A 12,701-nucleotide genomic window follows, 5' to 3' on the forward strand; every position below is an offset into this window, starting at 1 on the left:
CTCACCGTAGGAGAATCATCATGAACGTCACCACCGTCACCCCGCTGACCACCGCCGACGCCGAGGCACTGATCTCGGCCGCCCGCGCCGCCGCCGAGGCGGCCGGGGTCGCGGTCAGCGTCACCGTCCTCGACGCGGGCGGTCATCTGCTGGCCTTCCGCCGCGACGACCGCGCCGTGCTGATCTCCGGCGAGACCAGCACCCGTAAGGCCTACACCGCCCTCCAGCTGAACGCCCCGACCGCCGACCTGGTCGACCTCGTCAAGCCCGACGGGCCGTTCCACTCCCTGCCGACCGCGCTCGACCGGCCGCTGCTGTTCATCGGCGGCGGCCTGCCGATCCATCGCGACGGCCGCCTGATCGGCGCGATCGGCCTCGGCGGCGGCGCCCCCGAGCAGGACCACGGCTTCGCCACCACCGCACTGGAAGAACTCGCGGGTTAGGTCATCGCGCGGTCGGCACGTTCCTCGCCGCGGCGGCCATCTCCATCAGGACGTCGTCCACCGGTGTCGCCGCGACGCCGAGCATCTCGACCGTCGAGGACGCGTCGAGCAGGTGGGGCCGGTCGTACAGGTACAACATCTCGGGGAGCTCGGCCATGATCGAGTCGGTGCGCCCGATCTCCTCCAGCTCGCGCCGGGACATGCGCCCCAGCCGCGGCTCGGGCGCCCGGGCTGCTTCGGCCAGTCGCCGGGCGAGCGCGCGCACCGGAAGCTCGCTGGTGGAGGGCACGTGCCAGGCCCGTCCCCAGGACGCCTCGTTCCCCGCGGCGGCGATGAGCGTGCGGGCCGTGTCGCCGGTGTAGGACCAGCTGTGCGGCGCGTCCGGATCACCGGGACAGGAGACGGGCGCGCCGGCCAGCACCTGCGCCCCGACCATGAGCGTGAACGGCGAGTACGCGCCCGCGCCGAGGAAGTCGGCGGCCCTGACCTCGGTCACCCGCACCCGCCCCGCCTCGTGGGCGGCGCGGGCGTCCTGCCACATCCGCGCCCGGACCTGGCCCTTACGGCTGGTCGGCGCCATCGGCGCCCCGTCGGTGACGGGCCCCTCGACCGGCCCGTACCCGTAGGTGTTGCCCAGCATGACGTAATCGGCCCCGCTGCGCCCGGCGGCGTCCAGCAACGCGGCGGCCAGCGGCGGCCACTCGGCCGGCCAGCGGTCGTAGGGCGGCATCGCGCAGTTGAACAGGACGGCGGCCCCCTCGGCCAGCTCCGCCAGCCGGGCGGCGTCGCCGGCGTCGGCGGGCACCCGCTCGATCCGGGGATGGACCGGGCCACTGCCGCTCCGGGTGACCAGGCGGACCTGCTGCCCGTCTTCGGCCAGCAGCCGGGCGGTGGCCGATCCGGTGGCTCCGGCGCCGACGACGACATGAAAGGACACGATCTTCTCCAAACACAGGGGGACAGTGACACCGGTTGTCCACCCTGTACCGCCGGCGATCAGTACGATAGTGGCCCGAATGCCAAGTATCTGGAGGTTCGGGCCATGCATCGGGTGGCCGTCATCGCCGTCCCGCCGGCCACGACGTTCGACCTGTCCATTCCGGAGCTGGTGCTCGGCGAGATGACCGTGGACGGCCGGCCCGGCTACGACGTCCGGATCTGCACCGCCGAACCAGGTCCCGTCGTCACCGGCGGCAGCCTCCACGTCACCGTCCCGCACGGGCTGGAGATCGTCGAGGACGCCGACACCGCCATCGTCACCGGAACGGGCGCCCGCGACGACGTCGATCCGCGGGTCCTGCGGGCCCTGCGCCGGGCGGCGGAGGCCGGCAGGCGCGTCGCCTCGATCTGCACCGGGGCCTTCGTCCTGGCGCGGGCGGGGTTGCTGGAGGGCCGCAGCGCCACCACGTACTGGGCCAGGTCGGAGGAGTTCCGCCGCCGCTTCCCGTCCGTCGACCTGCGTCCTGACGTGCTCTACGTCGAGGACGGCAACATCTGGACCTCCGCCGGCCTGTCCGCCGGCATCGACCTGTGCCTGCACATGGTGCGCGGCGACTACGGCGCCGCCGCGGCCAACGCCGTGGCCCGGCTGGTCGTGGCCGCGCCGGTGCGTCCCGGCGGGCAGGCCCAGTTCATCGCCTCCCCGCTGCCGCCCGAGACCGGGCTCTCGCTCGCCGCCACCCGGGCATGGGCGCTGGAACGGCTGCACGAACCCCTCACCCGCGCCGACCTCGCCGCCCACGCCCGCACCAGCGTGCGCACGCTGACCCGCCGCTTCCACGCCGAGACCGGCCACAGCCCGCTGCAGTGGCTCCTCCACCAGCGGGTGGAGCAGGCCAGGGAACTGCTGGAGAGCACGGACCTGCCCATGAGCCAGGTGGCCCAGCTCAGCGGCCTGGTCACCACGGACTCGCTGCGCCAGCACATCTCCCACCGCACCGGCCTGTCGCCCACCGCCTACCGCGCGGCCTTCACCCGCGGAACGGCGTCCGGCGTGTCGCACCAAGCGCCGCAAAACCGGTAGTCCGCCTTCACCAGAGACCTGTGGGCGGCGCTCGGCCTCGGACCACAGCAGCGTGTTCAACGCCTTCACCTACGAGCGCGAACTTCTTCGAGCGCCCCCTGACCCGTTACGAGGCCGAGAACCGGCGCGACGGCCATCAGCGGCCACCTCAGCCGTAAAATTGCGCCCAGTACTCGACGGTCTGCCGACCCGAGACGGTGAAGGTCGCGCCGTACTTCTTGTGCCCGGCGTTGCTGACGCGCAGGTAGCGGGGAGTGCCGTCGCAGGGCCACTTGGCGCTCTTCATGATCCTCCAGGCTCCCCAGCGGTTCCGGTACTCGAACGCGGTGTTCATGGTCTGGCCCTTGCCCAGCAGCGCGCCTTGACCTGCATCACCCGGTGTCCGTACTTGCGGTCCCAGGTCACGCTTCAGTTGCTGACCCGCTTGGACTGGTGCTTGAGGGTGACCCACTTGGCGGTCGCCTGGTTGAAGACCCCCTCGGCCGCCGTGGCCCTCTGGACCGTGCTCGGCGCGGCGGCGGCTGGAGCCTGCTGAGCGACGGAGGCCTGAGCGGGGGCCGAGGCCAAGGACAGCGCAGTCGCCGAGGGGACGACTCCGTGAAGTGGTCAGTGGTCTGCGGCATGCGCTCACGGTCGCGTCTGGTTTGCCGCGTTTGTCAAATGGGCGTCAGCAGAGGTGTACTGCCATCCGGAAAGCTGATCATCCGATCACGCACGAGGGAGGACCGGTGGACTTCGCGATCTTGGGCACCATTCGCCTCAATGGTCCCGGCGGCCGGATCCGTCTCAGCCGCAAGCAGCGGGCCGTGATCGGGGTCCTGCTGCTCCACCCGAACGCGACCGTTTCCACCGAACGCCTGATCGGCGCCCTCTGGGACGACCCGCCCCGCTCGGCACTGTCCAACGTCCAGACCTACGTCCATCAGCTCCGCCGCTCCCTGGAGGGCAGCGGCCTGTGGCTGGGGACCGAGGGGTCGGGCTACGCCTGCGAGGTCCCGCCGGAGCGTCTGGACCTGCTGGTGTTCGAGGAGGGCGTACGCCGGGCGCGCAGGGAACGGGCGAACGGCGACCTGGTGGCGGCCGAGCGGGAGTACGCGGCCGCGGTCGCGTTGTGGCGCGGCACCCCGGCCGAGGACGTACCGCTCAGCGGGGCCGTGGCGCCGCGGATCACCGAGCTGGAGGAGCAGCTCGCGGTGGCCAGATCGGAGTGGATCGACGTACGGCTCGCGCTCGGCCACGACGGCCTCGCCGCCGAACTGCGTACCCTCGTCGCCGCCCACCCGCTGCGTGAGCGGTTACGAGAGCAGCTCGTGGTCGCCCTGCACCGCAGCGGTCGGCGGGACGAGGCACTCGACGCCTTCCGCGAGGCGCGTGAGCTGCTGGTGGCCGAGCTGGGCATCGAGCCCGGCCCGGAACTGCGCCGCCTGCACGCCGCGCTGCTGTCCGGCGACGCCGATCGCCGTTCGCCGCTGCTCCCCGGCGAGACCGATCACCACTCGCCGCCGGCCGCGGAGGCCGGGCGCCACTCGCCGCCACCGACGGGACAGGGCGGCCGTCCTTCGCCACCGCCGGCCGCAGCCGCCGACCGGCACGGCATGCCGCCTTCCCCGGACGTCGCAACGGGCGTCGCAACGGGGGTCGAAGCGGGCGTCGAAGCGGGCGTGCGGCCGATGGCGTTCCGGGGGCTGTGCCAGTTACCCGGCGACACCGCGGACTTCGTCGGGCGTGAGGGAGAGATCGCTGAGCTGCTGGAGCTGCTGCGGGCGGGCGCGGATCGGCTCGGTCCGCCCATCGTGGTCGTGTCCGGTCTGCCGGGCGTGGGCAAGACCACGCTCGCCGTACGACTGGCCCACCTGTTGCGGGCCGACTATCCCGACGGGCAGCTCTTCGTCCGGCTCGGACGGGACGCGCGCGGCCCCCGGGAGCCCGGCGAGCTGCTGGACGTGCTGCTGCGCTCGCTCGGCCTCGACGGCGCGCTCATCCCCGTCCCGGTCGAGGAACGCGCGGGACTGCTGCGTCAGCGGCTGGCCGACCGGGCGGTGCTCCTCGTGCTGGACGACGCCGTCGAGGAGGACCAGCTCCGCCACCTGCTGCCGGGCACCGCACGCGGCGCCGTCCTGGTGACCTCCCGCTCTCCGCTGCCCGCCCTGGAAGGCGCCGTACGGCTCACGCTCGACCTCCCCGACGAGAAGGACGCCCGGCTGCTGCTGGAACGCGTGGCGGGCCCGGACCGCATCGGTTCGGCGCCCGGCGCGGCCGAGCAGATCCTGCGTTCCTGCGGCCGGTTGCCGCTGGCCATCCGGGTCGCCGGAGCCCGCCTGGCCACCCGGCCGGTCTGGCCGGTCAGCGAGTTCGCCACCCGGCTGGCAGGACGGGGCCTGGACGAGCTGGTCGTCGGCGGGCTGGACGTGCGCGCGACGTTCGAGCCGAGCTACGCGGCGCTGCCGGAGCCGGCCAGGCGCGCGTTCCGGCTGCTGGGCCTGGCCGGGCTGGACAGCGTGGCGGAGTGGTCGGTCGCGGCCCTCCTCAAAGGACCCGCCACGGAAACGGCCGCGGCACCCGCCCGACCGCCCGGCTCGGACGGGGATCCGGACCAGGCGGGGGCGGCCGCACTGCAGCCGAATCCGGCCAAGCTGGGGGCAGCCGCGCTGGAGGCGGATGCGGCGCTGGAGACGCTGGTCGCGCGGGGCATGCTCACCTCGACCGAGGTGGACGGGGCCGGACAGCCCCGCTACCGGCTGCACGACCTGCTGCGGGTGTACGCGCGGGAACGAGCGCAGGCGGAGGAGACCCCCGAGGGGCGGCGTGCGGCGCTCACCTGGCACGTGCTGGAATGCCTGCGGCGTACCCGGGCCGCCACGCGCCGCCTGCCGATCCTGCTGGCCCCGCCGTACGAGCGCGAGCCGGACGAGGGACCGGCGCCCGACGTACGGGCGAGCGAGATGTGGCTGGCGGCCGAGCGGCGCACGCTGATGCTGGCCCTCAGCACCGCCGCCGAGCTGGGCCTGAACGACGTGGCGGCAGAGCTGGGGCACCACCTCACCAGCTATTTGATCATGGATCGGTTCCTGGCCGACGCCGAGCGGGTCCAGCGGATCGTGATCGGGCTGGGCGATGGGCGTGCCGCGCTGCGGGCCCGGCTGCTGCTGGCCACGGTGGAGATCGAATGGGGCAGGTTCCCGTCGGCCGAGACCATGTGCGGCGTGCTGCTGGCGGAGTTCGGCCGCGCCGGCGACAGGCATGGAGCGGCGTACGCGCTGATCGTCAGGGCCGCCGCGCGGCACGGCATGGGCCGTTTGGACGAGGCGCTGGCCGACGCGTACGCCTGCCTCGACCTGATGGCGGCGCACGGCGACGCCGCCGGGCTGGCGTACGCGTGGACCTGGCCTGTCTGGATCCACGTCGAGCGCGGTGAGAACGGGCGGGCCGTGGAGATCGCCAGAGCGCGGCTGGAGGTGACCGACAAGGACGACTACGCCATCCGCGGCAACCTGCTGCGCGGCCTCGGCACCGCCCTCTACCAGCGGGGCGAGACGGCGGAGGCCGTCGTCCGCTACCGGGAGGGCCTGCTGACGGCGCAGGCGCTCGGCGATCGCGCCGAGACGAGCAAGGCGCTGCGCAGGCTGGGGGAGGCACTGGGTGCGCTGGGCCGCTTCGAGGAGGCGGCCCAGACACTGGCGGCGAGCCTGCGGCTGTTCGTGGAGAGCGGCGACACCCTGGGGGAGGCGCTGGCCGGGCACACGCTCGGCGTCGTGCACCTGCGCCAGGGCGAGCCCCGCCGGGCGGTGGCGGACCTGCGGGCCGCGCTGGAACGGCTCGGCGGCGACGGGCCTCCGGTGTGGCGAGCCCGCGTTCTCAGGGAGCTGGGCCGGGCCTATGAGCTGCTGGGGCGGCACGAGGAGGCGGCGGCGGCGTGGCGCGGCTCCCTCGTCCTGTTCGGCGACGCGGCGGAGGGACGGGAGGTGGCCGCGCTCCTGACGCCCTGACCACCGCCATTCGCCGGAGACGGGAGGGGGCCGCGCTCCTGACCACCATCATTCGCCGGAGACGGGGGCCGCGTTTCTGGCGCCCTGACCGAGGCTATTCGCCCAGCCGCCACACGACCGGCACGCCCTGCGTTCCCGCCAGCCTGGCCTCCTTGCGCGCCAGCCCCGGTGTGGCGCCCTCGGCGACCAGCACGCCCTCGGGCGACAGGGCGGCCCACATCCCGGCGGGCGCGTCGGCCACCTCCAGCGCCCGGTTCACCTCCGGCCGGGCCGGGACGGGCGTCCGGCGCGCCTGCCGGCGCCGCCAGTACAGCCACTGCACGACGATCAGCGGCCCGAGCACGGTCAGCAGCGGCAGCAGCCGGCCATGGGACAGGACGAAGGCGATGGACAGCGCCAGCAGGACGGCCTCCAGGCCGGCGGCACACCACGCGGCCGCCTTCCCGTACGCCCGCAGTGCCACCACCGGCCAGATCGACAACATCAGGCAGTCGCCGAGCCCGATGAGGGCGGGATCGTCGCCATAGGAGGAGGCCAGCACGGGCGCGAACGGCAGCCCCTGCATCCGCTGGACGAAGTCGGCGGTGAGCGACGTCAGCCCGGTGGCCAGCGTGTCGTACAGGGTGAGGGCGGCGGCCAGGGCGGCCACCTGCGCGGGCGTGATCGCCGCCTGCACCCACATGTTCACCACGCCGACGACGAGCAGGATCAGCAGCGCGTCGTTGATCACAAGGAGCGCGGCCGGCCATGCCAGCGCGAAGGCGGTGACGTCGGCGGCGCACAGGAGCAGGGCGGCGAGCATTCCCCACCGGCCGCCCAGCACGGGGGCGAGGGTGAGCTGGGTCAACGTCAGGACCACGAGCCCGAAGATCGACACGACGACGCCCGTGGGCAGGTGCAGGTACGCGAACGGCATCACGACCAGCGTCACCACCATGACCGCGATGTCCGCGCCCACCATCCGGCCGACCGGCGGTCTGGGCATGACGTAACGGCGCAGGTACGCGGCGGTGAGCGCGACGGCCAGAACGACGAGGGCGTACAGGGCGAGCACGTACGGGGTCATCACAGTCCTCGCTCGAAGCTGATCTCCAGCAGGTCCGTGCGCAGCCGGCAGGGCGTGGGCAGGTCCTCGGCGCTCTCGACCAGGACGATGCCGGTCAGGGGCAGCCCGTGGGCGCGCTCCTCCAGCCGGCCGAGCAGGCCCTGCTCGGCCTTGCCCGCGACGACGTACAGGAGGGTGCCCTCCAGGGCGTACCGGGTGGGCAGCGGCAGCGCGTGCTCGGCCTGCAGCAGGTCCAGCACGTCACGCGTGGTCAGCCCGCCGGGCGACCTGCGGCCGAGCACCCGCGAGGTGGCGGGCAGGGCGGCGAGGGCGCACGTCGGGGGCTCGGCCAGAACCTGGACGAGGTCGCCGGTGACGTACCTGAGCAGGAGCGTGGTGTCGCGGAACGCGGAGTACGGCGTCACGACGATCGTGCCGACCTCGCCGGGAGCGGCGGGGGCCAGGGTCTCGGGGTCGAGTATCTCGACCAGGCCCTGGTCGGCGGACAGGTGCAGATGACCGTCGGGGCAGACGCGGCCGGACACCGGGGCGATCTCGGTCATGCCGTACCCGTCGCGGACCTCGGCCCCGAAGGCGTGCTCCGCCCGCTCGCGCAGCGCGTCGGTGAGGACCTCGCCGCCGGACCAGATGGTCGTCAGCGCGAAGTCGGCGGCCCGCCAGCCGCCCCGCTCGGCCTCCTGCACGAGCGCCGCGAGGTGGGAGGCCGGCACGTTGAGGTGAGACATCTGCGCGCGCTTTCCCGGGACGTGCAGCGGAGTGGCCAGCCGGTCGAGCGTGGCGGCCGGGTCGATGGTGCCCAGGTGGGCGAACACGGCCCCGGTACGGGTGACGGCCCGTTCGGTGAGGATCTGCGCGACGGACCGCGAGCTGCTCGCGTTGGCCCACACGTCGTCCGTGCGCACGTTCCCGGACATCATGAGCGAGAGCGCCGACAGGCATGACAGCAGCTCGATCTCGTAGGCGGAGAACCACACGAGCGTGGGCGTGCCCGTCGTGCCCGTCGTGTGCGCGAGCACGGATGGCCTGGCCCGGTCGGAGACGAACGCCGCCGGCCTGCCGCGCAGGTCGGCCTTGGAGGTGGGGGCGATCGAGGACAGGGTCTGCGGGGTGATCGAGGCCGGGTCCACGCCGTGCTCCGCGAACCACCGCCGGTAGTAAGGGCTCTCGGCCGCCGCGTGGGCCACCGTGCGCCGCAGCCGCCGCCGGGCGAGGTCCTCCTGGAGCTCGGGGTCGTTGCCCGCGATCAGGTCGTCGGCGCCCTCGCCGGGCGAGCCGAACGTCTCCAGCGTCTCGCGCATGTCGTCGACCAGCGTGTGGACGTCCCGCAGCCGGAACCTGCGCCCCGACATCATCGACCAGGCGTAGCCGAGCTGGCGTACCGCGGTGCCGAACACGCCGCTCTCCTCCCGTCATGGTGTCCCCCGGGAGCGGGCTCCCGGGGGATCACTCGCTGTTCGTCAGACCTGCAGCCCGAAGATGGCGCTGGACAGGGTGCTGACGGCGTACTTCGCGTAACGACGGGCGGTCTTGACCATGACGAACTCCCAGTTCTTCAGGGGGCGCACCGATCGCGCCCTCTGAGATCAAGAGTGCGAGCCGCTGCCAGAGAGCCCCTACACAGTCACTACAAGGTCATTACAAACCGCTGGTGGCGGGCCCCGTCCGCACTACAACACCGCGGCTCCAACCTGTCGGCCGGCAGCAGCGCCGGACGGTTGGCCGGCGCCGCCCCCAGCCCCCGCCCGAGCCGACTCACCCCCGGACGGCTCACTCGGCCACGCCCGCCCAGGCAGGCCGGCAGCGTGGACCTGCCCGACCCCGACGGGCCGCTGACCAGTACGATCGCGTCGGCCAGGTCCTCGTACGAGACACGAGCCCGGCTTCGCTGGTCGGCCGGGCTCGGGACCGGTCAGGACGGCTGAAGCGATGAGGTTGAGCGCGGCGGACTCCGTCACGCCAGCGCGTCGAGGACGGAGGCGGCGGCGACCGCTGCCGGATCGTCGCCGTCACGCAGCCGTTCCAGGGCCGCAACCGCCTGATCGCGGCCGACGTCACCGGCGAGCAGTCCGACCGCGATCCGGTACCGCACCCCCCGATCGCCCTCAACGGCGAGCCGCGCCAGCAGCGCCCCGGCCGAAGCGCCGAGCGCGGCCCGCCCCCGGACCCGGAGATCGCCGTCCTGTAGCGCGTCGTCGAACACCCCGGTGAACATCCCCGGCGCCCCCAGCCGGGCGAGCGCTTCGAGCGCGACCATCCGGACGGGCGTCCGAGCCGACTCGGGCGGGTCGTCATGATCCCGATCATCGAACTCGCCCGGATCCCGCACGAGAGATGCCACGGCCGCCGCGTCGCCGGAGTCCCCGTGCGCCGCGAACCACCGCAGCGCCTCGGCCCGCATACCGGGATCGGCCGCCGACAGACGCGCAAGCATCTCCGCCCTCACGCGTCCATGATCCCTCCAATGACGGGAACAACAAGTCCGACGAGGAACGCACAGCGCCCGAAACCGGACGCCGACGTCGAGTACAAGGACAGGCAGGGGTGGAGCGTCAGGTGCGGGCAGATGTCGGTCAGCTGGCGGCCGACCGCGTTGCGTCTGCGTTCCTGACGATCAGGGGGGCGATGACGCCTGCGGCGACGAAGAGCAGCGCCAGGACGCCCCAGGTCCAACCGCCCGCCAGTTCGAGCATGCCGGTGATCAGGATGGGGCCGAGAACGTAGCGGCTGACCGAGCGACCCATGCCGAACGCCGCCAGGTACTCGCCCTTCTGGTCGTCCGGAGAGAAGGCGTACGACAACGTCCATGCCGCGGGGACAGCGATCAGTTCCGCCGCGGTGAGCAGCACCAGCGCGGCACAGAAGAGCGCAAGAGGCATCGACTGGGCCGCGTACCAGAACAACAGACAGGCGGCAGCAGCGAATGCCGCAGCGACGGGCTGAGATCGCCGGGCAGCTCTCAGGCTTGTGATGTGGCGTGCCACGAGAGCTTGGAAGACGAGCGCGAGGACTGTGTTGATGGCGTACAGCGCCCCGAGTAAGCCGTCCGGCAATGTGGTCGCTCGGGCGAGCCACAGCGGAAAGGCGAGGTTGAGGATCGGTTGCCAGAGCTGCAGCACGCCGTCCACACCAGCCAGCGAGAGCAGTCGCGGGTCACGTAGCACGCCCCAGCCTCGCCGGACCGGGGCGGGCGCTTCGGCTCGAACCGGTTGGGGCAGGGTGGCGAAGGCCGCAGTGACCAGAAGATAGGCCGCCGCGTTGGCCAGGATGATGGTCCGGAAGAGACCGGTGCCGGCCAGCAGCCCTCCGAGTGGGCCGCCGATGCTGATCGCCAGATTGATCACCGTCCGGTACGAGGCCAGCACCCTCACCCGGCTGTCCCCTTCGACGATCTCTGCCACGTACGCCTGGGTCAGGGCAGTCGCGATCTGGTCGGCGACCGTGATGACCGTGACGACCACGAGGTACCCCCACCAGTCTCCGACGAAGGCGTAGGCGGCGGTTCCGGCAGCGCGTAGGGCGTGCACCAGCACCAGGGCCCGCCGGACGCCGTAGCGGTCGGCCGCCCGGCCCAGCGGCACCGCGGCGGCGATGGCCGCGGCGCCCGCGATGCTCATGCCCAGCCCGACTTGACCTGCGGCGAGCCCGACCACGCCGGTGAAGTAGACGGCCGAGAAAGCTAAGAAGAGCCCCGAGCCGAGGAAGTCCACGAAGCTGGCGCCGAGCAGCCGCCGCACCGCTCGACGCTCGGCGTGAACAATATGTTGTGTCATAGTCGCACTATCTTGCACCCTAGGGCAGCATTGCGCCATGAACGATCCCGCCGAGGCCGTAGGCCACACCCTCGCCGCGAACCTGCGCGCCGCACGTCAAGACCGAGGCTGGCGGCTGGAAGAGCTGGCCACCCGGTCCGGCGTCAGCCGCGGCATGCTCCAGCAGATCGAGACCATGCGCACCAACCCCAGCATCGCGACGCTCGCCCGGATCAGCGCCACGCTGGGTGTTTCGATCGGCGAGTTGGTCGAGCCCCCGGAGGAGCTCGGCCGCGTCTCCCGTGCCGCCGACGCCGTGGTTCGCTCCGAAGGCCGCGCCAGGCTCTTGATCAACGACAGCCAGCCGCCTTTCACCGAGCTGTGGGAGTTCCGGCTGCCTGCCGGCGACAAGATCTCCACGCCCGCGCATCCGCCCGGCACCCGGGAGCTGTTGCAGCTCCACTCGGGCAGCATCGCGGTGACCGTCGGCGGGGCACTCTTTCAGCTCGCCGCGGGAGACGCGCTCCGCATGCGGGGCGACCGCCCGCACGCCTACAGCAGCCAGGGCCCGGAGCCGGCCCACTTCACGATGGTCGTGGTCTATGCCGGGGCCCGAGACCCTCGCTACGCGGGCCTTGTACCGGGCTGATTCGACCGGTCTGCCGTGAAACTCCGTCCTATGGCGCTCATGTCGCGATGACTGGAAAGGTGTCCGGCCACGCCCATCCGGGTGAGGATCCATCAGACTCACAGATCCTTCGAAGGCGCAAACCAAGATCGAAGAAAAACACGTGACGGCCGCGGACAACAGCGGGACGCCCGGGCCGAGGTCAGGAGCGTTCGGCGGTTCGGGATAATGCCTGGGTGATTCGCGGACGTATACCCGTTTTGCCCCTCTTGTTGCTGTTGGCGTCCACTGCGGGCTGTGGAGTGGCCGACTCGGTTTTCGGCACGTTCAAGATCAGCGTGTCGAGCAAGTCGATGGAACCGACGATCATGCAGGGCGCGCGCCTGCCGGTGCGCCGGACCGATGGGGACTACTCCCCCCGCCTGGGTGACGTCGTCGTCTATCGAACCCCTCAAGGCTGGACCGGGATCACCCCGGACGTCCTGCTCGTCTCGCGGGTCATCGGCGTACCGGGAAGCACGGTGAAGTGTTGCGATCCCGCCGGGCGGCTCCAGGTCGACGGCAAGGCGCTGGACGAGCCGTACCTTGCCGCTCCGCCGGCCTCGCATCGGCGGTTCGACGTCCAGGTGCCGCCCGGCCGGTTGTGGGTGATGAGCGACAATCGACACATCGCCCTGGACTCTCGCGCGTATCCCACCGCTCCCGGCGGCGGGACCATCAGCGTTTCCGACGTCAACGGCGTGGTGAAGCTCGCGAGACCCTGACACGCCCGCCCGCAGGGCCCGCGGCCGATCGACGGCGACCTT

11 protein-coding genes are annotated in these 12,701 nt (G+C 72.4%); 5 read left to right on the plus strand and 6 right to left on the minus strand.

All coding sequences use genetic code 11. The annotated features are described in order from the left end of the window. Nucleotides 1–20 precede the first annotated feature (20 nt). Complete coding sequence (locus ACFYYW_RS36740; RefSeq protein ID WP_387655940.1) at nucleotides 21–443, plus strand: heme-binding protein; 423 nt, start codon at nucleotides 21–23, stop codon at nucleotides 441–443. Nucleotide 444: 1 nt separating this feature from the next. On the opposite strand, the gene ACFYYW_RS36745 is transcribed toward ACFYYW_RS36740, so the two are convergent. After that, entirely contained in the window at nucleotides 445–1,380 is a 936-nt protein-coding gene (locus ACFYYW_RS36745; protein WP_387655943.1) for an NAD-dependent epimerase/dehydratase family protein, read from the minus strand. 105 nt (nucleotides 1,381–1,485) lie between these two features. Between ACFYYW_RS36745 and ACFYYW_RS36750 the strand changes: the two genes are divergently transcribed. After that, entirely contained in the window at nucleotides 1,486–2,466 is a 981-nt protein-coding gene (locus tag ACFYYW_RS36750) for a GlxA family transcriptional regulator (RefSeq protein ID WP_387655946.1), read from the plus strand. 148 nt (nucleotides 2,467–2,614) lie between these two features. Here ACFYYW_RS36750 and ACFYYW_RS36755 read toward each other — a convergent pair whose 3' ends face one another. After that, nucleotides 2,615–2,800, minus strand: coding sequence for a hypothetical protein (locus ACFYYW_RS36755; protein ID WP_387655949.1), 186 nt, complete (start codon nucleotides 2,798–2,800; stop codon nucleotides 2,615–2,617). Nucleotides 2,801–3,194: 394 nt separating this feature from the next. Here ACFYYW_RS36755 and ACFYYW_RS36760 point away from each other — a divergent pair, with 394 nt between their 5' ends. After that, nucleotides 3,195–6,452 carry a BTAD domain-containing putative transcriptional regulator gene (locus ACFYYW_RS36760; protein ID WP_387655951.1) on the plus strand — a complete coding sequence of 1,086 codons (3,258 nt, stop codon included), beginning with the start codon at nucleotides 3,195–3,197 and terminating at the stop codon, nucleotides 6,450–6,452. A 94-nt stretch (nucleotides 6,453–6,546) separates the two neighbouring features. Here the strand turns inward: ACFYYW_RS36760 and ACFYYW_RS36765 are convergent, their stop codons facing one another. The 4 genes from ACFYYW_RS36765 to ACFYYW_RS36780 all read right to left on the minus strand — a co-directional run bounded on the left by ACFYYW_RS36765 (nucleotide 6,547) and on the right by ACFYYW_RS36780 (nucleotide 11,252). Next, the gene (locus tag ACFYYW_RS36765) at nucleotides 6,547–7,518 is read right to left on the minus strand and encodes a hypothetical protein (protein WP_387655953.1); all 972 of its coding nucleotides are present in this window, start codon (nucleotides 7,516–7,518) and stop codon (nucleotides 6,547–6,549) included. Then, nucleotides 7,518–8,912, minus strand: coding sequence for a phenylacetate--CoA ligase family protein (locus tag ACFYYW_RS36770; protein WP_387655956.1), 1,395 nt, complete (start codon nucleotides 8,910–8,912; stop codon nucleotides 7,518–7,520). The genes ACFYYW_RS36765 and ACFYYW_RS36770 overlap by 1 nt, the downstream gene beginning before the upstream one ends. Before the next feature lie 557 nt (nucleotides 8,913–9,469). Continuing rightward, nucleotides 9,470–9,961 carry a hypothetical protein gene (locus ACFYYW_RS36775; RefSeq protein ID WP_387655959.1) on the minus strand — a complete coding sequence of 164 codons (492 nt, stop codon included), beginning with the start codon at nucleotides 9,959–9,961 and terminating at the stop codon, nucleotides 9,470–9,472. A gap of 127 nt (nucleotides 9,962–10,088) precedes the next feature. Continuing rightward, complete coding sequence (locus ACFYYW_RS36780) at nucleotides 10,089–11,252, minus strand: MFS transporter (protein WP_387655961.1); 1,164 nt, start codon at nucleotides 11,250–11,252, stop codon at nucleotides 10,089–10,091. 73 nt (nucleotides 11,253–11,325) lie between these two features. On the opposite strand from ACFYYW_RS36780, the gene ACFYYW_RS36785 reads away from it, so the two are divergent. Continuing rightward, nucleotides 11,326–11,916, plus strand: a complete 591-nt coding sequence (locus ACFYYW_RS36785) for a helix-turn-helix domain-containing protein (protein ID WP_387655964.1) — start codon at nucleotides 11,326–11,328, stop codon at nucleotides 11,914–11,916. A 281-nt stretch (nucleotides 11,917–12,197) separates the two neighbouring features. Then, nucleotides 12,198–12,659 carry a signal peptidase I gene (gene lepB, locus ACFYYW_RS36790; RefSeq protein WP_387655967.1) on the plus strand — a complete coding sequence of 154 codons (462 nt, stop codon included), beginning with the start codon at nucleotides 12,198–12,200 and terminating at the stop codon, nucleotides 12,657–12,659. Nucleotides 12,660–12,701 lie beyond the last annotated feature (42 nt).

Source organism: Nonomuraea sp. NPDC001831 (assembly GCF_042892035.1).
Classification (GTDB): domain Bacteria; phylum Actinomycetota; class Actinomycetes; order Streptosporangiales; family Streptosporangiaceae; genus Nonomuraea.

Bases quoted from the DNA above. Each gene is read 5' to 3' on its own strand.
- ACFYYW_RS36740 (WP_387655940.1), top strand. From the start codon at position 21: ATGAACGTCACCACCGTCACCCCGCTGACCACCGCCGACGCCGAGGCA.
- ACFYYW_RS36750 (WP_387655946.1), top strand. From the start codon at position 1,486: ATGCATCGGGTGGCCGTCATCGCCGTCCCGCCGGCCACGACGTTCGAC.
- ACFYYW_RS36755 (WP_387655949.1), bottom strand. From the start codon at position 2,800: ATGAACACCGCGTTCGAGTACCGGAACCGCTGGGGAGCCTGGAGGATC.
- ACFYYW_RS36765 (WP_387655953.1), bottom strand. From the start codon at position 7,518: ATGACCCCGTACGTGCTCGCCCTGTACGCCCTCGTCGTTCTGGCCGTC.
- ACFYYW_RS36785 (WP_387655964.1), top strand. From the start codon at position 11,326: ATGAACGATCCCGCCGAGGCCGTAGGCCACACCCTCGCCGCGAACCTG.